A 22,568-nucleotide genomic window follows, 5' to 3' on the forward strand; every position below is an offset into this window, starting at 1 on the left:
GTGATCGTGGCCGGCAAGCAGCCCTGCTTCGACTGGCTGACCATGGACGAGGCCAAGGTCCACTGCGCCCGCGGCGCAGGCGTCTGGGACTGGGCCGGCACCGAGGACGGCACCCGTGAGCCCGACGTCGTCCTGGCCTGCGCCGGCGACGTCCCCACCCAGGAGACCCTGGCCGCCGCCCACCTGCTGCGTCACCACCTGCCCGAACTGGCGGTGCGCGTGGTGAACGTCGTCGACCTGGCCCGGCTGCTGCCGCAGGAGGAGCATCCGCACGGCATGCCGGACGCCGAGTACGACGCCCTGTTCACGACCGGCAAGCCGGTGATCTTCGCCTACCACGGCTATCCCTGGCTGATCCACCGGCTCGCCTACCGCCGCACCGGGCACAAGAACCTCCACGTCCGCGGCTACAAGGAGATCGGCACCACGACCACGCCCTTCGACATGGTGGTGAGCAACGACATGGACCGCTACCGCCTGGTCATGGACGTGATCGACCGGGTCCCGGGTCTCGCGGTGCGCGCGGCCGCCGTACGCCAGCGGATGGAGGACGCCCGCCTGCGTCACCACGACTGGATCCGCGCCCACGGCACCGACCTGCCCGAGGTGGCCGAGTGGAGCTGGAACGCCTGAGTCGCCGGTGACGTCCTGTGAGCCGGTAGGCTTCCCCGGGCCCGGAGGGAAGCACAGGGAAAGGAACCGGCGTTGCACGTCCAGGAGTGGCTCGAAACCGTACCCGCGGTCGCCGTCTACGCGCTGGTGGGCGTGGTCATCGGCCTGGAGAGCCTGGGCATCCCGCTGCCGGGCGAGATCATCCTGGTCTCGTCCGCGCTGCTCGCCTCCCAGCACGGGGACATCGACCCCGTCGTCCTCGGCGCCAGCGCCACGGCCGGCGCGATCATCGGCGACTCGATCGGCTACGCCATCGGCCGCAAGGGCGGGCGGCCCCTGCTGGCCTGGCTGGGCGGTAAGTTCCCGCGGCACTTCAGCGAGGGCCACATCGCCACCGCCGAGCGCTCGTTCGAGAAGTGGGGCATGTGGGCCGTCTTCTTCGGCCGCTTCGTCGCCCTGCTGCGCATCTTCGCCGGCCCCCTCGCGGGCGTGCTGCGCATGCCGTACTGGAAGTTCGCCATCGCCAACGTCCTCGGCGGCATCCTGTGGGCCGGCGGCACGACGGCCGTCATCTACTACGTCGGCGTCGTCGCCGAGTCCTGGCTGAAGCGCTTCTCGTGGCTCGGCCTGGTGGCGGCGGTCCTGGTCGGCGTCACGTCCATGCTGGTGATCAAGCGCAAGGCGAAGAAGGCGGGCCGGCAGCCGGAGGCGGCGGAACCGCAGGTTCCCTAGCGGCGCGGGAGCGGCGCGGCCGACCCCCGAGGCGCCGCGCCCGCCGCACGACCTACGCGTGCACCTCCCGGTGCGCCTTCGCCAGCTCGGCGTACATGGTGCCGTTGAGGGTGACGCCCTGCCGCTCCTCCTCCGACAGCTCCCGCCGGACCTTGGCGGGCACCCCGGCGACCAGCGAACCGGGCGGCACGACCATCCCCTGCGGCACCAGCGCCTGCGCGGCGACCAGCGAACCGGCCCCGATCACGGCCCCGTTCAGCACGGTCGCCCCCATGCCGATCAGGCAGTCGTCCTCGACCGTCGCCCCGTGCACGACCGCGTTGTGCCCGATGGACACCCGCTCGCCCACCGTCACGGGAAACCCCGGGTCGGCGTGGAGAGTGCAGTTGTCCTGCACGTTGCTGCTCGCCCCGACGGAGATCGACTCGACGTCCCCGCGCAGCACCGCCCCGTACCAGACACTCGCCCCGACCCCCAGCGTCACGCCCCCGATCACCGACGCCGTCGGCGCCACGAACGCCGTGTCGTCGATCTCCGGCTCCCTGCCGCCGATCCCGGTGATCATCGCCCGCTGTGCCATGCCCGCCTCCAGAGATGTCGTGGACACACCGCACCGTACGCCACCGGGTAGGGCGAAGATCACAGGCCCTCGGCCCCTGCCGACTCGGTCGGCTGAGTACCGTGAGCTCGTGCCGAAGCGCAAGAACACGTTCTCATCCTGGCGGCGGGGCCTCGCGCAGCGCGCCGTCCACGCGGGCTGGGCCTGGCTGCAGCGCACGGCCTCGGTGACCGCCGAGCACCCCGGGCGCTACCGGTTCGGCGCCATGGGAACAGGTACCAGGCTGGCGTTCCCGCTCGGCACGGTCTTCGGCGAGCCCTGGATCCACCTCGGCTCCCACTGCATCATCGGCGAGCAGGTCACGCTCACGGCCGGCCTGATGCCCGACCTGGACCTCGGCCCGGACCCCATCCTGCGCGTCGGCGACGGGGTGGTGCTGGGCCGCGGCAGCCATGTCATCGCCGACACCACGGTCACGATCGGCAGCGACTGCTACTTCGGTCCGTACGTGTACGTGACGTCCACGAACCACTCCTACGACGACCCGCACCAGCCGATCGGCAAGCAGTGGCCGCGGATGGAGCCGGTGGAGATCGGCACGGGCTGCTGGATCGGCACCGGAGCGGTGATCCTGCCCGGGGCAAGGATCGGGCGGAACGTGGTGGTCGCCGCGGGCGCGGTGGTGCGGGGCGCGGTGCCGGACCACGCCGTGGTGGCGGGCGCTCCGGCCCGCGTCGTACGGCGCTGGACTGCCGCCGACGGCTGGCAGCCGCCGCTGCGCACCCCGGCGCCGGTCCCGATACCGGAGGGCGTCACCCCCGAGCAGTTGCGGGCACTGTCGGAACTCGACGAGGAGACGGCGGCCCGTCTGGCCGAGCTGGACGAGGAGGCGGCGGCCGGGCTGGCGGAGCTGGAGCCGGGCTCCTGAGCGGCCGGGCTCAGCCCGACGCCAGCAGGACCGTACCCACCAGGGCCAGTCCCGCGCCCGCCGCCTGGATCGCCCGCAGCCGTTCGCGCAGGAAGCCGCGCGCGGCCACCGCCGTCACCACCGGGTAGAGCGAGGCGAGGACGGCCGCCACGGTCACGGGGCCCTGCTGGGCCGCGATCGAGTAGGTGCCGTTGGCGGCGACGTCCGCGAGACCGACGAAGGCCAGGGCCGGCAGGGCGCGCCACGGGAAGCCGTCCGCCGGAAGGGCGGGCGCGCCGCGCCGCGCGGAGACGTACAGCGCGAGGCCGCCGGCGGCGACGTTCGTCACCCGCTGCACGAACAGGGCGAGGAACAGGCCGGTGAGCGTTGTCGAGGCCTCCGCGATCAGGGCCATCACGGCGCCGAAGCCGAACGCCGCGAGCAGGGTCAGCGCGATGGCCTGACGCTGCACCGGTGCGCCGCGGAACTGAGGGCCGCCCGCCAGGCAGATCCCGGCGACGGCGACCAGGATGCCGACGAACTGCAGCAGTCCGGGGCGCTCGCCCAGCACCAGGCCCACACCGACGGGCACGGCCACGCCGATCGAGCCGAGCGGCGAGACCACGCCCATAGGACCCAGCGCGAGCGCCTTGTAGAAGGCCAGCATCGCCACGGGCCCGACGAGGCCGGCCGCCACGGCGAACCACAGCTGCGGTCCCGCCTCGCTCCAGCCGCCGGTCGCCACGACGACCGCCCCCAGCACGGTCACGGCGATCGACTGCGAGACGACGACCACCGTGAGCGCGGGAACGCGCCGGGTCAGCAGTCCGCCGCCGAAGTCGGCCAGGCCCCACAGCACGCTGGTGGCCAGGGCGAAGAGCGCTGTCATGGGGGTCGGACCTCGCAGTACAGTTCGGTGAACGATCAGGTCAACCCCACCATAGTGCGCCCTGTTGCACTGTGTCATACAGAATATTGGACGGAATGTGTCGGACCTCGACCTGCTGACCCAGTCCCTGGCACGCAGCGTCAAGCACTGGCGCGCGGTGCGCGGCTTCACGCTGGACGTGCTCGCCGCCCGGGCCGGCGTCAGCCGCGGCATGCTCATCCAGATCGAGCAGGCCCGCACCAACCCCAGCCTCGGCACCGTCGTCAAGATCGGTGACGCGCTCGGCGTCAGCATCACCACGCTGCTGGAACACGAGCAGGGCCCGAACGTCCGCATCGTCCCCGCCGACCAGGCCGTACGGCTCTGGCACACCGACGCCGGCAGCTACAACCGGCTGCTCGCGGGCACCGAGGCGCCCGGACCGCTGGAGATGTGGGACTGGCGGCTGATGCCCGGCGAGTCCAGCCCCTCGGACCCGCACCCGGCCGGCACCACCGAACTGCTCCACGTCACGGCGGGCGAGCTGACGCTCACCGTCGACGGCGTCGAGCACCGCGTCCCCGCGGGCGCGACCGTCCACTTCGAGGCCAACGTGCCGCACACCTACGGCAACACCGGCGACGCGCCGATGGAGATGGTCATGGCCGTCTCGGTGCCGCCCGTGCCCTGAGACACCCCGCTCGAAGGCGCCCGGAAGTTGTTAGCGTGCGGCCATGCGCGCACCCATCGGACACTTCGACGACGCCCGCCCGGCCCCCGACTGCCTGGACGAACTCACCGGCCCCGTCGCCGCCGCCGTACGCGACTGGTGCGGCGGCGTCCCGGCCGAGCGGATCCTCTACGTCGACACCGCACCGGAATGGGCGGACACCGCCACCTTCGTGGAGCACTACGGTCCGGAGCTGCTGGAGCGGTCGGCGAACTGCGTGGTGGTCACCGGCAAGCGCGGCGGTGAGGTCACACTCGCCGCCTGCGTGGTGCTGTCCACCACCCGGGTCGACGTGAACAACGTCGTGCGCCGCCAACTCGGCGCCCGCAAGGCCTCCTTCGCGCCGATGGACACGGCCACCGGCGAGACCGGCATGGAGTACGGCGGCATCACCCCGCTCGGCCTGCCGGACGGCTGGCCCGTGCTGGTGGACGCCGCCGTGGTCGATCTGCCGTACGTGCTCGTCGGCAGCGGCCGGCGGCGCGGCAAGCTCCTCGTCCCCGGCAAGGCGTTCGCGGAACTGCCGGGCGCGGTGGTCCTGGAAGGGCTCGGGGTGTCCTGAGCTGCGCCGCCGCGTGGTGCGCCAGCGGCAGGTGGGGATCGCTCTCGCCGGGGACCGGCTCCGGGTCCGCGTGCACCAGGGCCGCGGTGAGGCGGGGCACCGCGTGCAGCAGCGCGTGCTCCGCGTCGACCGCGATCCGGTGGGCCTCGCGCACCGTCGCGTCGCCGTCCACCACGACCGCCACCTCGGCGCGCAGCCGGTGGCCGATCCAGCGCAGCCGCAGCTCACCCACCCCGCGCACGCCGGGCACCTCGCTCAGCGCCTGCTCGGCCCGGTCGACCAGGGCCGGGTCGACGGCGTCCAGCACCCGCCGGAACACCTCCCGGGCCGCGTCCCGCAGGACCAGGGCGATCGCCGCCGTGATGGCCAGGCCGACGACCGGGTCGGCCAGGTGCAGGCCCAGGGCCGAGCCGCCTGCGCCCAGCAGGACGGCCAGGGACGTGAACCCGTCCGTGCGGGCGTGCAGTCCGTCGGCGACCAGCGCCGCCGAACCGATCGCGCGGCCGACGCGGATGCGGTAGCGGGCCACCCACTCGTTGCCCGCGAACCCCACCAGCGCGGCCACGGCGACCGCCGGGACGTGCTCGACCGGGCGCGGGTCGAGGAGGCGGTCGATCGCCGTCCAGCCGGCGAAGACCGCCGACGCGGCGATCGTCAGCACGATCACCAGGCCCGCCAGGTCCTCGGCCCTGCCGTAGCCGTAGGTGAAGCGGCGCGTGGCCGCCCGCCGCCCCAGCACGAACGCGATGCCGAGCGGCACGGCGGTCAGCGCGTCCGCCGTGTTGTGCACCGTGTCCCCGAGCAGGGCCACCGAACCGGAGGCAGCCACCACGAACGCCTGGGCCAGCGCCGTCGCGCCGAGCACCGCGAGCGAGACCCACAGCGCGCGCATGCCGCGCGCCGAGGACTCCAGTGCGGAGTCGACCTTGTCGGCCGTCTCGTGCGAGTGGGGGGTGAGGAGGTGCCCCAGGCGGTGACGCGGACCGTGCCGGTGGCCGGGGCCGGGGCTGGGCCCGTGACCGTGGCCGTGGGTGTGGTCATGAGCATGGCCGCGATCGCTGTCGTGGTCGTGGCCGTGCTGCTGCTCGTGGGGGTGACCGTGGGGGTGGGAGTGCTCGTGCCGGTCGCTCACGGGTGTTCCCTTCGGCGGTGCGGGCGAGTGGACGCGCGTGCGTCCCTGGCGCCATTATGTGCGTATGAGCGCACGCATGCACCTGTCACCTGCGCACGATACGCATCCGCGTGACCCGGGCGAGGAGCAGTTCGCGCTCGCCGCCGAACTCCTCGCGCTGCTCGGGGACCGGACCCGGCTCGCCCTGCTGCACGCCCTGACCGGGGGAGAGGCCGACGTCACGACCCTGACCCAGGCGTGCGGAGCGGCCCGCCCGGCCGTCAGCCAGCACTTGGCGCGCCTGCGGCTCGCGGGTCTGGTGAGCACACGGAAGGAAGGCCGCCGGGTCGTCTACTCCCTGCGCGACGGCCATCTGCGCCGACTCGTCGACGAGGCGCTGAACGTGGCCGACCACCGCATCGGCGACCACCCCCCGCACGACTGAGTCAGTACCGCGCGGCCGTCCCGAGGTACTGCTCGGCGAAGGCGGCCGCCGCCGCGGGCGAGGTGAACAGGCGGCGCAGCCGGGCCAGCGTGGTACCCGCGCGGAACGGGTCGCCCGCCGCCGTGCCGTGGTACACCTCCGACAGCCAGTGCGAGAACTCCTGGTAGTCCCACACCCGCCTCAGGCACGCCTCCGCATAGCCGGCCAGACCGCCGTCCTCACCCCGGGTGAGGTGGTCCACCAGCGCATCGCCCAGCAGGAAGGCGTCGTGCAGGGCGAGGTTCATGCCCTTGGCGGCGATGGGGGCGACCAGGTGGGCCGCGTCGCCGGCGAGGAAGAGCCGGCCGTGCACCATCGGCTCGACCACGTAGTCGTGCATGTCCAGCACGCGCTTCTCGATCAGCCGCCCCTCCGTCAGCGGCGGCACGCCGGACGCTCCGAGCCGCTCCCGGAGCTCCGCCCAGACCCGCTCGTGCGGCCAGTTCTCCGGGTCGTCGCCCGGCGGGCACTGCAGGTAATAGCGCGTCACCTCCGGGCTGCGCGGCATCTGCCCGGCGAACCCGCGGGCGTGACAGCCGAACAGCACGCAGTCCGCGGACGGCGGCGCCTCGGCGAGCAGCGCCAGCCAGCCGATGCCGTAGTCGTGCCGGGCGACGCGCACCCGCTCCGGGGGCAGCGACGCCCGGGTCACCCCGCGCGCCCCGTCGCACCCGGCGACGAACTGCGTCCGCACGACCTGCCGTTCACCCGTGTCGGGGCAGACGTACGACACCGAGGGCCGGTCGGAGTCGAGGTCGTGGAGCCGGACGTCCCGGACGCCGAAGCGGATCCGGCCGCCGCGCACGTCGGCGTACTCGCGGACCAGGTCCGTCACCAGCAGGGGCTGCGGGTAGACGAAGTGGTGGCTGCCCGTCAGCTCCCCGTAGGAGAAGCGGTAGCGCTCCCCGCCGAAGCGGAACTCGCAGGCGGTGTGCAGCTCCGCGCGGTCCAGCAGGTTGCGCGCCAGACCGCGCTTCTCCAGGCCGCGCACGGCCCATTCCTCGATGACCCCGGCGCGGGGCCGCCGCTCGATGAACTCCCGGGTCTCGGTCTCCAGCACCAGGCAGTCCACCGAGGCGGCCCGCAGGATGTTGGCCACGGTCAGACCGGCGGGGCCGGCGCCCACGACGACGACCGGGAAGCGTTGCGGAGCGCCGGAGCCGGGGAGCGGCGGGGGGTTGGCCATGCCGCTCATTATGGAGCCGGCGTCAGCGGGCGGGCACCCGCACGACGGCCGGAGGGGCGCATCGGCTCCCCGCCCCGGGGCGGGGAGCCGCGCCGGTCACCGCCCGAGCCGCGGGATCTCGATCGCCGGGCAGCGGTCCATCACCATCTCCAGGCCCGCGGCGCGGGTCCGCTCGTACGCCGCCTCGTCGACCACGCCCAGCTGGAACCAGACGCCCTTCGCGCCCGTCGCGACCGCCTCGTCCGCGACGGCTCCGGCCAGCTCGCCGTTGACGAACACGTCCACGACGTCCACGTCGAAGGGGATGTCCGCCAGACTCGCGTACCCCTGCTCGCCGTGCACCGTCTCGGCCTTCGGGTGGACGGGCACGACCCGCTTGCCGAAGCGCTGGAGCACCGCCGCGACGCCGTACGCCGCGCGCTGCCGGTTCGACGACAGGCCCACCACGGCCCAGGTGTCGCCGAGCTCGTTGAGGATCCTGCGGACCTTTGCCTCGTCGCCGTACACCGGCGGCCTCCTCGGAACGTCGTGAAAGAAGTGCTCTCCCGGCAACGCCGCGGGACGTGCGGTGATTCCCCGGGAGCCCCCGTGATAGCTTGCCGAGGCCAGTCGAACCCATGTACGTGGGTCAGGGAATCCGGTGCGAATCCGGAACTGACGCGCAGCGGTGAGGGGGACGGGCGGGGCCTCGGCCACTGGACTCCGGCACGTGAGTCCGGGAAGGCGCTCCGATCCGGGTGAACCCGAGTCCGAAGACCTGCTGGCGGCCCCCGCGGCCGGAGCGCGGCGGGGGAGCACCGTACGACCGGGCTCCGCGATCGGGCCCTCGACGACTGAGGACTGGTTCCCGTGCCGCTCGCCCCACCCGCCCGTGCCGCCGTGCTGCTCGCGGCCGGCTCCCTGCTCCTGACCGGCTGCGGCGACGCCGGGCCCACCCCCGCGCGGGCCGCCGCCGTCACCCTCGGCAACTGCGGCCACGCGGTCCGCGTCGAGGCCCCGCCCCGGCACGCCGTCTCCCTCAACCAGGGCACCACCGAGATCCTGCTCTCCCTCGGCCTCGCCGACCGCCTCGCGGGCACCGCCACCTGGACCGACCCCGTGATGAAGGGGCTGGAGAAGGCCGACGCCTCCGTGCCGCGCATCGCCGACGGCAACCCCTCCTTCGAACGGGTCCTGGACGCCGACCCGGACTTCGTCGCCGCCTCCTTCGTCTCCACCCTCGGGCAGGGCGGCGTGGCCACCCGTGAGCAGTTCGAGAAGCTCGGCGTCCCCACCTACGTCTCCCCGTCCGACTGCGCCGGCAAGGACAACTCGGGCGGCGGCGACGGCGCCCGCGACGAGGCCCTCGGCATGGACACCGTCTACGGCGAAGTGCGCGACCTCGCCGCCGTCTTCGGGGTGCCCGAGCGCGGCGACGCACTCGTGGCCTCCCTGCGGCAGCGCATGCGGAAGGCCACCGCGGGCGTCGACGCCTCGGACGTCACCCTCCTGTACTGGTTCGCCAACTCCGAGTCGCCCTACATGGCGGGCTGTTGCGGGGCGCCCGGCATCATCACCCGGTCGCTGGGCGCGCGGAACGTCTTCGACGACACGCACGAGGAGTGGCCGCAGATCAACTGGGAGACGGTCGCCGACCGTGACCCCGACGTCCTCGTCATCGGTGATCTGACCCGCAGGTCGCAGACCGCCGAATCGGCCGCGAAGAAGATCGCCTTCCTGGAGTCCAACCCGGCCACGAAGAACATGGACGCCGTCCGGCACAAGCGGTACGTGCTGCTCAGCGGGCAGGCCATGAACCCGACCATCCGCACGGTCGAGGGTGTGGAACGCGTGGCCGCGGGGCTGCGCCGGTTCGGGCTGGTGAAGTGACCGCCAAGGGACTCGCGGACGCCGGGGCCCGGCCCCGCCGCCGGACCGGGCTCGCGCTGGGTGCGGCCGGGTCCCTCGCGCTCGTCGCCTCCCTGGCCGTGGCCATCACCATCGGCCCCGCCGACATCCGGGTCGGTGAGGTGTGGTCCGCGGTGGCCGCCCACCTCGGCCTCGGCAGCTCGGACCTGACGCCGATCCGGGACGGCATCGTGTGGCAACTGCGGCTGCCCCGCACCCTGCTCGCGGCCGTGTGCGGGGCCGGACTCGCCGTGTGCGGGGCGGTGATGCAGTCGCTGCTGCGCAACCCGCTCGCCGATCCGTTCGTGCTCGGGGTCTCCTCGGGCGCCTCCACCGGCGCGGTGCTCGTGGTCGTGCTGGGCGCGGGCGGCGGTGCCGTCTCCGTCTCCGCCGGCGCGTTCCTCGGAGCCCTGGTCTCCTTCGCGCTGGTGCTGCTGCTCAGCCACACCCTGGGCGGCACCACCGACCGGGTGGTCCTCGCCGGGGTCGCCGCCATGCAGCTGTTCTCGGCCCTCACGTCCTTCGTGGTGATGACGTCCGCGGACGCCGAGACGACCCGGGGCGTGCTGTTCTGGCTCCTCGGCTCGCTCGGCGGGGTCGGCTGGACCGACGTGTGGCTGTGCCTGGCCGTGCTGGCCGTGGCCCTGGTGGTGTGCCTCGCGTACGCCCGTACCCTCGACGCCTTCGCCTTCGGGCAGGACGCGGCGGCCGCGCTGGGGGTGTCCGTGGCCCGCACCCGGCTGGTGCTGCTGTGCGTCACGGCCCTGCTCACGGCGGCGCTGGTCAGCTCGGCCGGGGCGATCGGCTTCGTCGGGCTGGTCCTGCCGCACGCCGCCCGCGCGCTGACCGGACCCGGGCACGCCCGGCTGCTGCCGGTCACGGCGCTGGCCGGCGCGGTCTTCCTGGTGTGGGTGGACACGCTGGCCCGGACGGTCCTCGATCCCCGGGAGGTCCCGGTCGGCGTCGTGACCTCGCTGATCGGGGTGCCGGCCTTCGTGGCCGTGCTGTACCGGACGCGGAGGGTGCGGTGAGCGGGGCGGGGGCACGGGACGAGGACGGCGCGGACCGGGGCGCCGAACGCGGGAAGCGGGCCGCGCATGCCGAGCGGGCCGCGCATGCGGAACGGGCCGAGTATGCGGAACGGGCCGAGTATGCGGAACGGGCCGAGTATGCGGAACGGGCCGGGCGTGGTGCCCACGAAGTCGGTCGGGGTGCGGAAGAGGTCGGGCGTGGTGCCGACGAGGCCGGGCACGGGGCCGGCGGGCTGCGGGCCGACCGGGTCGGGCGCCGTGCCGACGGGCGCCTGATCCTCGACGGCGTCGTCCTCGCGCCGGAGCCCGGCTCGACCGTCGGCGTCCTCGGCCCCAACGGCTCCGGCAAGTCCACGCTGCTGCGGCTGATGGCCGGGCTGCTCACCCCGTCCGCGGGAGTCGTCACCCTCGACGGCACACCGCTGGGCGACCTGCCCCGCCGCACCGTCGCCCGTCGCCTCGCCGTCGTCGAGCAGCAGTCGGACACCCAGGTCGAGCTGACGGTGGAGGACGTCGTACGGCTGGGCCGCATCCCGCACCGGCGGGCCTGGACACCCGCGACGGCGGACGACGAGCGGGCCGTACGGGCCGCCCTGGAGCGCACCGGCATGGCCGACCACGCGGGCCGGGCCTGGCACACCCTCTCCGGCGGCGAACGCCAGCGCGTCCAGATCGCCCGCGCGCTCGCCCAGGAGCCCCGCGAACTCCTCCTGGACGAGCCCACCAACCACCTCGACATCCACCACCAGCTCGATCTGCTCGCCCTGGTCGCCCGGTTGCCGGTCACCACCGTCGTCGCCCTGCACGACCTCAACCTCGCGGCGATGTACTGCGACCGGGTCGTCGTGCTGCGCGCGGGTCGGGTCGTCGCGGGCGGGACACCGGCCGGCGTCCTCACGGAGCGGCTCATCGCCGAGGTGTACGGCGTACGGGCCGCCGTCCACACGGACGGCCCCGGAGACCGCCCCCACGTGCGCTTCCTGGGCACGCTGGACTGAGTCCCCGGGCCCGGTCCGCCGCGTTCGGCTCCGGTGCGCGCCCCGGCACCGCACGGGCGGGGCCGGCCTTCACCGGACCGGACGACCCCGCCGGTGCGGGGCAGCGCGGACACGGTCCCGTGTGACCGCGCGGCAGCGGACAGGCCTGCGGGGGGGGGGGCAGCGGCTGCGCCGCACGGGCCGCGTGCGGCGGGGCCCCGTGAGAAGGACCCGCGTCCGTCGCCGCTGTGCCGGGCGGGCCGCGGGGGAGCGGTCCCGTGAGACGGGTCCCTGTTCGTCGCCGCCGTGCCGTGCGGGTCGTGCGCCGCCGTCCCGCAAGACGGATACCCCGTCCGCCCGTCCCGGACGGGCGGTGTGCGGCGGCGTGCCGTGTGGCGGGGTTTCCGTTCGTCGTCGCCGTGCCGGGCGGACCGGTGCGGCGGGACCCGCGAGACGGCCCGCGTCCGTCGTCGCCGAGCCGGACGGGCGGTGTGCGGCGGGAGCCCGTGGGACGGGGTTTCCGTTCGTCGTCGTCGCCGTGCCGGGCGGACCGGTGCGCCGGGACCCCGCGAGACGGCCCGCGTCCGTCGTCGCCGAGCCGGACGGGCGGTGTGCGGCGGGGGCCCGTGGCACGGGGTTTCCGTTCGTCGCCGTTGTGCTGGGCGAGCCGCGTGCGGCGGGGGCCCGTGTGGCGGGGTTTCCGTTCGTCGCCGCCGTGCCGGGCGGCCGTGCGCCGCCGTCCCGCGAGACAGGTACCCCGTCCGCCCGTCCCGGCCGTGCCGGACCACCCCCGCACGGCGGTGTGACGCGCCGACGTGACCGGAAAACGGCGCGCATGACTGCGCGTGCCCGTCCGCGCGCCTACGCTCGGGCTCGTGCTGCGCATCATCGACGCCCGTACCGGCGAGCCGGCCGACGCCGCCCCGGCCCGCCGGGGCCTGACGCGCGTCGAGGCGCACGCGCCCGGCTCCGACGAGACGCACCTGCGGGTGCTGCTCGTCGCGGACCTCCTCGTGCGGGCCCTGGAACTCGGCGGCACACCCGTGTGGGCCCTGCTGACCGGCGGCCACCGCCAGGCGGAGCTGCGGGCCCGGGCCACGGCACTGGGCATCCGCCCCTTCGAGGACAGCCCCGACGTCGGGTCCGGACTGGGCGAGGCGCAGGTCGTCCATGTCGCGGCCGAGGGCGTGACCACGCCGGACGGGGTCCGGCTCGCCGTCGCGCCGGTGCGGTCAGGACCGTTGCACCCCGCCGATCCCGCGGATCCCGCCGTTCCCGCCGACCTCGTGGATCCCGCCGATCCCGCCGTCCTGCGTCTCGCCCTGCTGGCCCGGCACCACAGCGCCGTCGTCCGGCTGGACGAGGCCGCCCTGGAGGAAGCCCGCGCCACCCTCGCCCGCTGGCGCACCGCGGTCGCGGAGTGGGCCCGCCACCCGTCGCGGCCCGTCCCCGACGACGTGCGGGGGCGGTTGCGCGACGCCTGGGAGGACGACCTGGACGTGCCCGCCGTCCTGCAGGTCCTGCGCCGGGTGGAGAGCGACCCGGCGCTGCCGGACGGCGCCCGCTTCGAGACCTGTGCCTACGCCGACCGCCTCCTCGGCCTCGACCTCACCCGCGACCTGGGAACCTCCTCATGATCCAACGTGCCGGAACCGGCCCGCTGCGCCGCCTGGTCGTGCTGCGGCACGCCAAGTCCGCCTGGCCCGTGGACGTCGCCGACCACGAGCGCCCGCTCGCCCCCCGTGGCCGCCGCGACGCCCCCGCTGCCGGACGGGCCCTGGCCGAGGCCGACTGTCTGCCCGACCTCGCCCTGTGCTCCACCGCCGTACGCGCCCGCCGCACCTGGGAGCTGGCCGCCGCCGAGTGGGGCACGCCCCCGCCGGTCCGGTTCGACCGGCGCCTGTACGCCGCCGGACCGGCCGGTCTGCTGGCGGTCGTGCGCGAGGTGCCCGCGGCGGTGGAGACGCTGCTGCTGATCGGTCACAACCCGGGCCTGGAGGAACTGGTCCTCGCCCTGGCGCACGACGGCCTCGACGACACCCTGGAACGGGTCGGCACCAAGTTCCCCACCGCCGCGATCGCCGTCCTGTCCTGGCACGGCACCGCGTGGCGGGAGCTCGGCCCCGACACGGCGTTGCTGACGTCCGTGACCGTGCCCCGGGGCGCGAAGAAGTAGCCCCGGGCCCGCGCATAGGCTGGCCCGATGCAGGACGAATACCGCACGGTCGCCCGCGCGGGCGTGCACGAGACCGAGGTCAACCGCTCCCGCTTCCTGTGCGCCCTCGCACCGGCGGCCACCGAGCAGGAGGCCCAGGCGTTCGTCGCCGCGGTCCGCAAGGAGCACGCCGACGCCACCCACAACTGCTGGGCCTACGTCATCGGCGCCGACGCCTCCGTGCAGAAGGCGAGCGACGACGGCGAACCCGGCGGCACCGCCGGCGTCCCCATGCTCCAGATGCTGCTGCGCCGCGACATGCGGTACGTCGTCGCCGTCGTCACCCGCTACTACGGCGGGGTCAAGCTCGGCGCGGGCGGTCTCATCCGGGCCTACGGCGGGGCCGTCGGCGAGGCCCTGGACGCCCTCGGCACCCGCACCCGCCGCCGGTTCCGCCTCGCCACGGTCACCGTCGACCACCAGCGGGCCGGGAAGCTGGAGAACGACCTGCGCGCCACCGGACGCGAGGTCCGGGACGTGCGCTACGGCGAGGCGGTCACCATCGAGATCGCCCTTCCGGACGCCGACGTCCAGCCGTTCCGGGCCTGGCTCGCCGACGTGACCTCCGGCACGGCCCGGTTCGCGGCGGGCGGCGAGGCCTACGGGGACGCCTGACGTTCCGCGCCGAAGCGGTCATAACGGTCGCCTTCGTGACGGGAGATGACGGTCGATACGGGAGTAACCGCCCGTGCTGTCAGACCCGGCGGTTAGTCTCGGGGGATCATGAGACTGCTGCACACTTCCGACTGGCACCTCGGCCGGGCGTTCCACCGGGTCAATATGCTCGGGGCCCAGGCCGAGTTCATCGCCCACCTCGTCACGACCGTGCGGGAGCGGGCCGTGGACGCGGTGCTGGTGTCGGGAGACGTGTACGACCGGGCGGTGCCGCCGCTCGCCGCGGTCGAGCTGTTCGACGACGCCCTGCACCGCCTCGCGGACCTCGGCGTGCCCACGGTGATGATCTCCGGGAACCACGACTCGGCCCGTCGGCTGGGCGTCGGCGCGGGCCTGATCGGCCGGGCCGGAATCCATTTGCGGACCGAGCCGTCGGCGGCCGGCACCCCGGTGGTGCTGTCCGACACCCATGGGGACGTCGCCTTCTACGGGCTGCCCTACCTCGAACCGGTCCTGGTGAAGGACGAGTTCGGGGTGGAGAAGGCCGGGCACGAGGCCGTGCTCGCCGCCGCCATGGACCGGGTCCGCGCCGACCTCGCCGGCCGCGCGCCCGGCACGCGCTCCGTCGTCCTCGCGCACGCCTTCGTCACCGGCGGCGAGCCCAGCGACAGCGAGCGGGACATCACCGTCGGCGGCGTCGCGGCCGTGCCCGCCGGCGTGTTCGACGGCGTCGACTACGTGGCCCTCGGCCATCTGCACGGCTGCCAGACCCTCACCGACCGCGTCCGCTACTCCGGCTCGCCGCTGCCCTACTCCTTCTCGGAGGCGGCGCACCGCAAGAGCATGTGGCTCGTCGACCTCGACGCCGACGGCTCCGTCGCCGCCGAGCGCGTCGACTGCCCGGTGCCGCGCCCCCTCGCCCGGATCCGCGGCACCCTGGAGGACCTGCTCGCCGACCCGGAGCTGACCCGGCACGAGCAGGCGTGGGTCGAGGCGACGCTCACCGACCCGGTCCGCCCGGCGGACCCGATGGCCCGGCTCGCGGAGCGCTTCCCGCACACCCTCAGCCTGGTCTTCGACCCCGACCGGGCCGAGGACGAGACCGAGGTGTCGTACGCCCGCCGCCTGGCCGGGCGCAGCGACCAGCAGATCGCCGAGGACTTCGTCGCCCATGTGCGCGGCGCCGGACCCGACGCGCACGAACAGGACGTGCTGCGCGACGCGTTCGACGCGGTGCGGGCCGACGAGGCCGTACGGGAGGTGGCCCGGTGAGGCTCCACCGGCTCACGATCACCGCCTTCGGTCCCTTCGGAGGCACCCAGACCGTCGACTTCGACGAGCTGTCGGGGGCCGGGCTGTTCCTGCTGCACGGGCCGACCGGCGCGGGCAAGACCTCCGTCCTGGACGCCGTGTGCTACGCCCTCTACGGCTCGGTCCCCGGCGCCCGGCAGGGTGGCGGCCAGGGCACCACCCTGCGCAGCGACCACGCCGCCCCCGCCACCCGCACCGAGGTCACCCTCGACCTCACCGTCGCCGGACGCCGCCTGGAGATCACCCGCCAGCCGCCCTGGGCACGCCCCAAGAAGCGCGGCACCGGCACGACGGTGGACAAGGCCCAGACCTGGCTGCGCGGCTACGACGCCACGGCAGGGACGTGGCAGGACCTCAGCCGCTCCCACCAGGAGATCGGCGAGGAGATCACCCAGCTGCTCGGCATGAGCCGGGAGCAGTTCTGCCAGGTCGTGCTGTTGCCGCAGGGCGACTTCGCGCGGTTCCTGCGCGCCGACGCCGAGGCCCGGGGCAAGCTGCTGGGCCGCCTCTTCGACACCCGCCGCTTCGCCGACGTGGAGAAGCACCTGGCCGAACGCCGCCGGGCCACCGAGTCCCAGGTCCGGGAGGGCGACGCCGCCCTGCTCGCCGACGCCCACCGCATGCAGCAGGCCGCGGGCGACGCCATGGAGCTGCCCGAGCTGGCCCCCGGTGAACCCGGTCTCGCCGAGGCCGTGCTCGGCGCGGCCGCCGTCGCCCGCAGCACCGCCCGGGAACAGCTCGCCGTCGCCGCGTGCCGGCTCGCCGCCGCCGAGTCCGTCCAGGCCGCCACCGGCCGCGCCCTGGACGAGGTGCGCGAACGCGCCCGGTTGCAGCGCCGGTTCGCCGAGGCCCGGGAGAGGGCGGCGCTCGTGGAGCAGGGCGCCGAGGCCTACCGCCAGGCGCAGGCGCTGATGGAGCGCGCCCGTAAGGCCGAGGTTGTGGCGCCCGCCCTGGAGCTGCGGGAGTCCGCCGAGGCCGAACACCGCCGGGCGGCCGATGCCGAGGCACGCGCGCGTGCGCTGCTGCCCGAGCGGTTCGCCGACGCGGGCGCGGCCGGACTCGCCGCGGCCGCGCGCCGGGCCGCCGAGGAACTGGGCGGCCTCGATGCCGCCCGCCGCGCCGAGCGGCGCCTGGCCGAACTCCTCGACGAGCGCGCCGGCCTGGACCGCCAGGAGCGCGCCGACGCCGACCTCCTGCAGGAGGCCGAGGCCTGGCTCGACGGCTGGGAGGAGACCCGCGGCGCCCTTCAGGACCGGGTCGACTCCGCGCAGCGGGCCGCCGCCCTCGCCGAACAGCTCGCCGTCCGGCGTGAACCGGCACAGCAACGGCTGAAGGCCGCCCGGCTGCGCGACCAGCTCGCCGAGGACACCGACCGGGCCGTCGCACAGGCCCGCTCCGCGCGGGAGGACGCGCTGCGCGCCCAGCAGCACTGGCTCGACCTCAAGGAACAGCGCCTGAACGGCATCGCCGCGGAACTGGCCGCACAGCTCACCGCCGGCGAACCCTGTGCCGTGTGCGGCGCGACCGAGCACCCCGCCCCGGCCCGCAAGGTCGCCGGGCACGTCGACCGCGAGGCGGAGGAGCGCGCCCTGGCCGCCTACCGGCGCGCCGACGCCCAGCGCACCGAGCAGGAGCAGCGCCTCGGCGTCGTGCGCGAGGCCCTGGCCGCCGCCACCGCCGAGGCCGGTGACACCCCCACCGGGCAGCTCGCCCGGGAGGCCGAGGAGCTGGAGGAGCAGTACGGCCACGCCCGGGAGGCCGCCGCCGAGCTGCACTCCGCGCAGGAGCGGCTGCGGCAGGCCGGGCAGGAGCACGAACGCCGCGTCGCCGCCCGGCAGGAGACCGCCGTGCGCAGCGCCGCCCGGGTCGGTCACCGGGAGCGGCTCGACCGTGAACGCGCCGCGCTGAAGGAGGAACTGGACCGGGCGCGGGGCTCGCTGGACAGCGTCGCCGCACGGGCCGCGCAGCTCCAGCGGCAAACCGAGCTGCTCACGGACGCCGCCGACGCCGCCCGTGTCGCCGAGGACACCGCCCAGCGGCTCAAGGACGCCGACGCCCGGCTCGCCGACGCCGCCTTCCGGGCCGGGTTCGAGACCCCGCAGGCCGCGGCCGACGCGCTGCTCGACCGCGCCGCCCACCGGGAGCTGCAGCACCGGCTCGACGCCTGGCAGAGCGAGGAGGCCGCCGTACGGGCCGTCCTCGCCGAGGCCGACACGGCCGCGGCGGCCCAGCAGCCGCCCGCCGACGTCGAGGCGGCGCAGCGGGCCGCGGACCTGGCCACCCGGCGGCTGCGCGAGGCCGCCTCCGCGCACGACGCGGCCGGCCGGCGCTGCGCCGAACTCGACCGGCTCTCCGCCCGGGCGGCCGCAGCCGTGCGCCGGCTGGCACCGCTGCGCGAGGAGCACGACCGGGTCGCCCGCATGGCGGGCCTCACCGCCGGCACCTCCGCCGACAACGAGCGCCGGATGCGTCTGGAGTCGTACGTCCTGGCCGCCCGGCTGGAACAGGTCGCCGCCGCGGCGACCGTGCGGCTGCGGCGCATGTCGTCCGGCCGCTACACCCTCGTCCACTCCGACGACCGCACCGGCCGCGGCCGCAGCGGGCTCGGACTGCACGTCGTCGACGCCTGGACCGGCCGTGAACGCGACACGGCGACGCTGTCGGGCGGCGAGACGTTCTTCGCCTCCCTCGCGCTCGCCCTCGGCCTCGCGGACGTCGTCACGGACGAGGCGGGCGGGGTGCGCCTGGACACCCTCTTCATCGACGAGGGCTTCGGCAGCCTCGACGACCAGACCCTCGACGAGGTCCTCGACGTCCTCGACTCCCTGCGCGAACGCGACCGCAGCGTCGGCATCGTCAGCCACGTGCCCGACCTGCGGCGGCGGATCCACGCCCAGCTGGAGGTCGTCAAGGGCCGGTCGGGATCGGTGCTGCGGCAGCGCGGCGCCGGCTGAGTCAGCGGGGCTGGGTCAGCGGCCCAGCGGGCGCCGGGGCAGGGGCGAGGAGTACACGACGCTGGTCGTCACCGAGCCCAGCGCCCCGATCCTGCCCGACACCTCTTCCAGGTGGCGCATCGAGCGGGCCGTCACCTTGATGACGAAACAGTCGTCACCCGTGACGTGGTGCGCCTCCAGGATCTCCGGCGTGACCGCCACGAGGTCGTGGAAGGGCTTGTAGTTGCCGTTGGGGTAGCGCAGCCGCACGAACGCCAGGATCGGCAGCCCGAGCCGCTCCGGGTCGACCACCGCCGCGTAGCCCTGGATGACCCCGGCCTCCTCCAGCCGCCGCACCCGTTCGGTGACCGCGCTCGCGGACATGGAGACGGCACGGGCCAGCTCGGCGAAACTGGCGCGCCCCTCCCGCTGGAGGACGTCGAGGATGCGCCAGTCGGTGGCGTCCGGGGAATACGCGGTCATGGCCGAGGAATAGCAGGGAGATTCCCGGCGGATCAAGCCCAGGGCAGTGGATCGTCGCTTCAGAGGGCGGATCGGCGGCCGTAGATTCCTGGTCATGACCACCACCGTGAACTCCGTCCTGCGGGTCGCCCCCGCCGCCCCGGCCGAGGCCGCCGCCCACTTCCGCGCCTCCCTCGCCTTCCACACCGACGTGTCCGACGTCGCCGCCGCGCTCTCGTCCGGCGGCGACCCCGGCTTCGTCCTCGTCGACTCCCGGTCCACCGAGGCCTGGGACCAGGGCCACGTCCCCGGGGCCGTGCACCTGCCGACCGCGCTGGTGCCCGAGCGGGCCGGGCAGCTCCTCGACCCGGCGGTGCCGGTCGTGACGTACTGCTGGGGCCCGGGCTGCGACGGTGCCGCGCGGGCGGCCCTCGCCCTGGCCGAACGCGGTTACCGGGTCAAGGAGATGCTCGGCGGGTTCGAGTACTGGGTGCGCGAGGGCTTCGCGTTCGAGACCTGGCGGGGCCGTGAGCGCCGGGATCCGGACCCGCTGACGGCCCCCGTGGACGGCGGTCCCTGCGGCTGCTGAACCCCCGTGTTTTCGAAGCGAGTTGACCCTGTAGGTTCTTGCGCCATGGTGCGATACGCGGAACCGGGCGTCGTGGAGTGGGTGGAGTCGGGCGGCGGGCCGCTGATAGCGGTGCCCGAGACCGTCCTGCCGTTCTGGGCGGGCGCCGACGGCGAGGAGACGGCGTCGGACTACGACCGGGCCTGCGAGGTGGACGGCAGCGTCGGCCTGCTGCCGGTGGGCGACTCGACCGCCCTCGTCCTGGGCGACGAACCGGCCGCCACCGCCTACCTGCCCGAGCAGGCCGCCTTCGTGCGGTGGCGGGCCGGCGACTCCGAGGCGGAGCTGCTGGCCGGCGTGCCCTCCGCGATCGCCACCGCGGAGTGGGAGCCCGAGGTGCTGTGGAACGTGCCCGGCACCGTCCTGCTGTTCGACGCGGCCTGGCCGGGCACGGGCCCCACGGGCGTCGACCAGATCCGGGTCCCCCTGGAGCCCGGCCGCTACGCGGTCCGCGCGGCGCAGGTCCAGCCGGGCCCGGAGACCTGGCTGGACCTGGTCCAGCTGCGCCTGCTGTCGCCGCGCTAGCCGGCGGCCGCGCGGCGCCTACAGCTGCGACAGCTCGTCCACCAGGTCGTCCAGGCCCAGCGAGCCCTGCGACAGCGCCGCCATGTGCCACGCCTTCGGGTCGAAGGCGTCGCCATGGCGCTCGCGGGCCTTCTCACGGCCCAGCAGCCAGGCCCGCTCGCCGAGCTTGTAGCCGATGGCCTGCCCCGGCATCGACAGGTAGCGGGTCAGCTCGCTCTCCACGAAGTCCGACGGCCGGCTGCTGTGCGCGCCGAAGAACTCCTGCGCCAGCGCGGGCGTCCAGCGCTCGCCGGGGTGGAAGGGCGAGTCGTCCGGGATCGTCAGCTCCAGGTGCATGCCGATGTCGATGATCACGCGCACGGCCCGCATCATCTGGGCGTCCAGGTAGCCCAGCCGGCGCTCGGCGTCGGTCAGGAAGCCCAGCTCGTCCATCAGCCGCTCCGCGTACAGGGCCCAGCCCTCGGCGTTGGCGCTCACCATGCCGACGCTCGCCTGGTAGCGCGAGAGGTCCTCGGCCACGTGCTTCCACTGGGCCAGCTGCAGGTGATGGCCGGGCACCCCCTCGTGGTACCAGGTCGACACCAGGTCGTAGACCGGGAAGCGGTCCTTGCCCATGGTCGGCAGCCAGGTGCAGCCCGGGCGGGAGAAGTCGTCCGACGGCGGCGTGTAGTACGGCGCCGCCGCGCTGCCCGGAGGGGCGATGCGCGACTCGACCCGGCGCACCCGCTCGGCCAGGTCGAAGTGGGTGCCGTCGAGCGCGTCCATGGCCTCGTCCATCAGGCCCTGCAGCCAGTCGCGCACCTCGTCGACGCCCTCGATGTGCGTCCCGTGCTCGTCGAGGTGGGCCAGCGCCACCCACGGCGTGGCCGCGCCCGGCAGGATCTTCTCGGCCTCGGCCTTCATCTCGCCCAGGAGGCGGTGGTACTCGGACCAGCCGTAGGCGTACGCCTCGTCCAGGTCGAGGTCCGTGCCGTTGAAGTAGCGGACCCAGCGCGCGTACCGCTCCCGGCCGACCACGTCCGGGGCGCCCTCGATGGTCGGCGCGTACACGTCCCGCATCCAGTCCCGCAGCCGCACCACGGCCTGAGTGGCCGCGCGGGCCGCCGTGTCCAGCTCCGTCCGCAGCGACTCGGGGCCGGCGGCGGCGTACTGCTCGAACCAGCCGCGGCCGTCCGCGTCGGCCCACTCGCCGAGCTGTCCCACGAACGTGGCCGTGGCGCGGGGCCCGGCGTACAGCTTGCGCTCCAGGCCGAGCGCCAGGGACTCCCGGTAGCCCTCCAGCGCCGCCGGCACCGCGCGCAGCCGCTCGGCGATCGCCGCCCAGTCCTCCTCGGTCTGCGCCGGGGTCACCGTGAACACCTGCCGCACCGCGTGGGCGATGGAGCTCAGGTTGCTGACGGAGCGCAGGCTCTCGTCCGCCTCGTGCACGGCGAGTTCCGCGGTGAGCCGCTCGCGCAGCAGCCGGGCGCAGCGGCGCTCGATGTCGCTGTCCGCGCCGGGGAGCCGCTCGGCCTCGTCCAGCCGGGCCAGCGTCCGGCGCGCCAGCTCCGCGAGCGCCTCCTGGCCCGCGGGCGAGGTGTCGGGCAGCCTGCTGGAGCTCTCCGGTGCGCCGAGGAACGTACCGGTGATGGGGTCGAGGGCGATGAGCTCGTCGACGTACGCGTCGGCGACCTCACGGGGCAGCGGGCTCTTGATCTCAGACATGCGGCCATCCTCGTACGGCGCACCGCGCACGTCACGCGGATTGAGCCGTGGGCGAAGGCGGCAGCAGCGGCCCGCACTCCCACTGCTGGAAGATCAGCCGGGTCTCCACCCGGGCCACCTCCCGGCGCGCCGTGAACTCGTCCAGCACGAGCCGCTGCAGATCGGCCATGTCGGCGACCGCGACATGGACCAGGTAGTCGTCCGGCCCGGTCAGATGGAAGACCGTGCGCGACTCCGGCAGCGCCCGGATCCGCTCCACGAACGGCCCGACCAGCTCCCGCCGGTGCGGCCTGACCTGCACCGACAGCAGCGCCTCCAGACCACGCCCCAGCTTGGCCGGATCCAGCTCCAGCCGGTGCCCGAGGATCACGCCCGAGCGGCGCAGCCGGGCCACGCGGTCCAGGCACGTCGACGGCGCCACCCCCACCTGCGCGGCGAGGTCCCGGTACGTCGCCCGGGCGTCGTTCTGCAGCAGCCGCAGCAGATGGAGGTCCACCGGGTCCAGTACGACAGATTCGGCCATCGGCCG

The 22,568-nt window shown here is 74.8% G+C and carries 22 protein-coding genes, 2 pseudogenes and 1 riboswitch; of the genes and pseudogenes, 16 read left to right on the forward strand and 8 right to left on the reverse strand.

The genetic code is table 11. The annotated features are described in order from the left end of the window. Both ACPXCS_RS16065 and ACPXCS_RS16070 read left to right on the forward strand, forming a co-directional pair. Positions 1–633, forward strand: a pseudogene (locus ACPXCS_RS16065) (phosphoketolase); the annotation flags it as partial. 72 nt (positions 634–705) lie between these two features. Further along, positions 706–1,344 carry a DedA family protein gene (locus ACPXCS_RS16070; protein ID WP_425950210.1) on the forward strand — a complete coding sequence of 213 codons (639 nt, stop codon included), beginning with the start codon at positions 706–708 and terminating at the stop codon, positions 1,342–1,344. 52 nt (positions 1,345–1,396) lie between these two features. On the opposite strand, the gene ACPXCS_RS16075 is transcribed toward ACPXCS_RS16070, so the two are convergent. Further along, the gene (locus tag ACPXCS_RS16075; RefSeq protein WP_425950468.1) at positions 1,397–1,924 is read right to left on the reverse strand and encodes a gamma carbonic anhydrase family protein; all 528 of its coding nucleotides are present in this window, start codon (positions 1,922–1,924) and stop codon (positions 1,397–1,399) included. A gap of 109 nt (positions 1,925–2,033) precedes the next feature. Here ACPXCS_RS16075 and ACPXCS_RS16080 point away from each other — a divergent pair, with 109 nt between their 5' ends. Next, a complete protein-coding gene (locus ACPXCS_RS16080) occupies positions 2,034–2,831 on the forward strand; it encodes an acyltransferase (protein ID WP_425950211.1) in 798 nt (265 codons plus the stop codon). A gap of 10 nt (positions 2,832–2,841) precedes the next feature. On the opposite strand, the gene ACPXCS_RS16085 is transcribed toward ACPXCS_RS16080, so the two are convergent. Then, entirely contained in the window at positions 2,842–3,699 is an 858-nt protein-coding gene (locus ACPXCS_RS16085; RefSeq protein ID WP_425950213.1) for an EamA family transporter, read from the reverse strand. Between the two features lie 97 nt (positions 3,700–3,796). Here ACPXCS_RS16085 and ACPXCS_RS16090 point away from each other — a divergent pair, with 97 nt between their 5' ends. Both ACPXCS_RS16090 and ACPXCS_RS16095 read left to right on the forward strand, forming a co-directional pair. Next, on the forward strand, positions 3,797–4,369 hold the full coding sequence (locus ACPXCS_RS16090; protein WP_425950215.1) for an XRE family transcriptional regulator: 573 nt from the start codon (positions 3,797–3,799) through the stop codon (positions 4,367–4,369). Positions 4,370–4,412: 43 nt separating this feature from the next. Further along, positions 4,413–4,970 carry a YbaK/EbsC family protein gene (locus tag ACPXCS_RS16095; RefSeq protein WP_425950216.1) on the forward strand — a complete coding sequence of 186 codons (558 nt, stop codon included), beginning with the start codon at positions 4,413–4,415 and terminating at the stop codon, positions 4,968–4,970. Between the two features lie 4 nt (positions 4,971–4,974). On the opposite strand, the pseudogene ACPXCS_RS16100 reads toward ACPXCS_RS16095, so the two are convergent. Further along, positions 4,975–6,102: pseudogene (locus tag ACPXCS_RS16100) on the reverse strand (cation diffusion facilitator family transporter); the annotation flags it as partial. Positions 6,103–6,166: 64 nt separating this feature from the next. On the opposite strand from ACPXCS_RS16100, the gene ACPXCS_RS16105 reads away from it, so the two are divergent. Next, positions 6,167–6,526 carry an ArsR/SmtB family transcription factor gene (locus ACPXCS_RS16105; protein WP_425950218.1) on the forward strand — a complete coding sequence of 120 codons (360 nt, stop codon included), beginning with the start codon at positions 6,167–6,169 and terminating at the stop codon, positions 6,524–6,526. A 1-nt stretch (position 6,527) separates the two neighbouring features. Here the strand turns inward: ACPXCS_RS16105 and ACPXCS_RS16110 are convergent, their stop codons facing one another. Both ACPXCS_RS16110 and ACPXCS_RS16115 read right to left on the reverse strand, forming a co-directional pair. Next, positions 6,528–7,751, reverse strand: a complete 1,224-nt coding sequence (locus ACPXCS_RS16110) for a 4-hydroxybenzoate 3-monooxygenase (RefSeq protein WP_425950220.1) — start codon at positions 7,749–7,751, stop codon at positions 6,528–6,530. A 96-nt stretch (positions 7,752–7,847) separates the two neighbouring features. Beyond that, positions 7,848–8,258, reverse strand: coding sequence for a CoA-binding protein (locus ACPXCS_RS16115; RefSeq protein WP_425950221.1), 411 nt, complete (start codon positions 8,256–8,258; stop codon positions 7,848–7,850). 82 nt (positions 8,259–8,340) lie between these two features. After that, positions 8,341–8,530: riboswitch (cobalamin riboswitch) on the forward strand. 70 nt (positions 8,531–8,600) lie between these two features. Here ACPXCS_RS16115 and ACPXCS_RS16120 point away from each other — a divergent pair. The 8 genes from ACPXCS_RS16120 (at position 8,601) to ACPXCS_RS16155 (ending at position 18,741) form a co-directional block, all read left to right on the forward strand. Continuing rightward, on the forward strand, positions 8,601–9,620 hold the full coding sequence (locus ACPXCS_RS16120; RefSeq protein WP_425950223.1) for an ABC transporter substrate-binding protein: 1,020 nt from the start codon (positions 8,601–8,603) through the stop codon (positions 9,618–9,620). Positions 9,621–9,676: 56 nt separating this feature from the next. Beyond that, entirely contained in the window at positions 9,677–10,669 is a 993-nt protein-coding gene (locus ACPXCS_RS16125; RefSeq protein ID WP_425950470.1) for a FecCD family ABC transporter permease, read from the forward strand. A 233-nt stretch (positions 10,670–10,902) separates the two neighbouring features. Beyond that, entirely contained in the window at positions 10,903–11,667 is a 765-nt protein-coding gene (locus ACPXCS_RS16130) for an ABC transporter ATP-binding protein (RefSeq protein ID WP_425950472.1), read from the forward strand. A gap of 854 nt (positions 11,668–12,521) precedes the next feature. Continuing rightward, the gene (locus ACPXCS_RS16135; protein WP_425950225.1) at positions 12,522–13,283 is read left to right on the forward strand and encodes a hypothetical protein; all 762 of its coding nucleotides are present in this window, start codon (positions 12,522–12,524) and stop codon (positions 13,281–13,283) included. Further along, complete coding sequence (locus ACPXCS_RS16140) at positions 13,280–13,822, forward strand: SixA phosphatase family protein (protein ID WP_425950226.1); 543 nt, start codon at positions 13,280–13,282, stop codon at positions 13,820–13,822. Before ACPXCS_RS16135 ends, ACPXCS_RS16140 begins: the two co-directional genes overlap by 4 nt. 27 nt (positions 13,823–13,849) lie before the next feature. Further along, positions 13,850–14,476 (forward strand): YigZ family protein, encoded by a 627-nt coding sequence (locus tag ACPXCS_RS16145; RefSeq protein ID WP_425950228.1) that lies wholly within the window; start codon positions 13,850–13,852, stop codon positions 14,474–14,476. 108 nt (positions 14,477–14,584) lie between these two features. Continuing rightward, positions 14,585–15,748 (forward strand): exonuclease SbcCD subunit D, encoded by a 1,164-nt coding sequence (locus tag ACPXCS_RS16150; RefSeq protein ID WP_425950230.1) that lies wholly within the window; start codon positions 14,585–14,587, stop codon positions 15,746–15,748. Further along, a complete protein-coding gene (locus ACPXCS_RS16155; protein ID WP_425950231.1) occupies positions 15,745–18,741 on the forward strand; it encodes an AAA family ATPase in 2,997 nt (998 codons plus the stop codon). The genes ACPXCS_RS16150 and ACPXCS_RS16155 overlap by 4 nt, the downstream gene beginning before the upstream one ends. Positions 18,742–18,756: 15 nt before the next feature. Here the strand turns inward: ACPXCS_RS16155 and ACPXCS_RS16160 are convergent, their stop codons facing one another. Beyond that, positions 18,757–19,203, reverse strand: coding sequence for an Lrp/AsnC family transcriptional regulator (locus tag ACPXCS_RS16160; RefSeq protein WP_425950233.1), 447 nt, complete (start codon positions 19,201–19,203; stop codon positions 18,757–18,759). Between the two features lie 94 nt (positions 19,204–19,297). Between ACPXCS_RS16160 and ACPXCS_RS16165 the strand changes: the two genes are divergently transcribed. Continuing rightward, positions 19,298–19,771: a rhodanese-like domain-containing protein gene (locus tag ACPXCS_RS16165; RefSeq protein ID WP_425950235.1), complete on the forward strand. Its 474-nt coding sequence runs from the start codon at positions 19,298–19,300 to the stop codon at positions 19,769–19,771. A 45-nt stretch (positions 19,772–19,816) separates the two neighbouring features. Beyond that, the gene (locus ACPXCS_RS16170) at positions 19,817–20,335 is read left to right on the forward strand and encodes an immunity 21 family protein (protein WP_425950237.1); all 519 of its coding nucleotides are present in this window, start codon (positions 19,817–19,819) and stop codon (positions 20,333–20,335) included. 18 nt (positions 20,336–20,353) lie between these two features. Here ACPXCS_RS16170 and ACPXCS_RS16175 read toward each other — a convergent pair whose 3' ends face one another. Both ACPXCS_RS16175 and ACPXCS_RS16180 read right to left on the reverse strand, forming a co-directional pair. Further along, a complete protein-coding gene (locus ACPXCS_RS16175) occupies positions 20,354–22,039 on the reverse strand; it encodes a DUF885 domain-containing protein (protein WP_425950238.1) in 1,686 nt (561 codons plus the stop codon). 31 nt (positions 22,040–22,070) lie between these two features. Continuing rightward, positions 22,071–22,562 carry an Lrp/AsnC family transcriptional regulator gene (locus tag ACPXCS_RS16180; RefSeq protein WP_311682166.1) on the reverse strand — a complete coding sequence of 164 codons (492 nt, stop codon included), beginning with the start codon at positions 22,560–22,562 and terminating at the stop codon, positions 22,071–22,073. Between the last annotated feature and the right edge of the window lie 6 nt (positions 22,563–22,568).

The sequence above is a fragment of the Streptomyces sp. DT190 genome (assembly GCF_049846985.1).
In the GTDB taxonomy this organism is placed as follows: Bacteria; Actinomycetota; Actinomycetes; order Streptomycetales; family Streptomycetaceae; genus Streptomyces.

Bases quoted from the DNA above. Each gene is read 5' to 3' on its own strand.
- ACPXCS_RS16145 (WP_425950228.1), top strand. From the start codon at position 13,850: ATGCAGGACGAATACCGCACGGTCGCCCGCGCGGGCGTGCACGAGACC.
- ACPXCS_RS16170 (WP_425950237.1), top strand. From the start codon at position 19,817: ATGGTGCGATACGCGGAACCGGGCGTCGTGGAGTGGGTGGAGTCGGGC.
- ACPXCS_RS16175 (WP_425950238.1), bottom strand. From the start codon at position 22,039: ATGTCTGAGATCAAGAGCCCGCTGCCCCGTGAGGTCGCCGACGCGTAC.
- ACPXCS_RS16075 (WP_425950468.1), bottom strand. From the start codon at position 1,924: ATGGCACAGCGGGCGATGATCACCGGGATCGGCGGCAGGGAGCCGGAG.
- ACPXCS_RS16160 (WP_425950233.1), bottom strand. From the start codon at position 19,203: ATGACCGCGTATTCCCCGGACGCCACCGACTGGCGCATCCTCGACGTC.
- ACPXCS_RS16095 (WP_425950216.1), top strand. From the start codon at position 4,413: ATGCGCGCACCCATCGGACACTTCGACGACGCCCGCCCGGCCCCCGAC.
- ACPXCS_RS16165 (WP_425950235.1), top strand. From the start codon at position 19,298: ATGACCACCACCGTGAACTCCGTCCTGCGGGTCGCCCCCGCCGCCCCG.
- ACPXCS_RS16180 (WP_311682166.1), bottom strand. From the start codon at position 22,562: ATGGCCGAATCTGTCGTACTGGACCCGGTGGACCTCCATCTGCTGCGG.
- ACPXCS_RS16110 (WP_425950220.1), bottom strand. From the start codon at position 7,751: ATGGCCAACCCCCCGCCGCTCCCCGGCTCCGGCGCTCCGCAACGCTTC.
- ACPXCS_RS16085 (WP_425950213.1), bottom strand. From the start codon at position 3,699: ATGACAGCGCTCTTCGCCCTGGCCACCAGCGTGCTGTGGGGCCTGGCC.
- ACPXCS_RS16150 (WP_425950230.1), top strand. From the start codon at position 14,585: ATGAGACTGCTGCACACTTCCGACTGGCACCTCGGCCGGGCGTTCCAC.
- ACPXCS_RS16140 (WP_425950226.1), top strand. From the start codon at position 13,280: ATGATCCAACGTGCCGGAACCGGCCCGCTGCGCCGCCTGGTCGTGCTG.
- ACPXCS_RS16105 (WP_425950218.1), top strand. From the start codon at position 6,167: ATGAGCGCACGCATGCACCTGTCACCTGCGCACGATACGCATCCGCGT.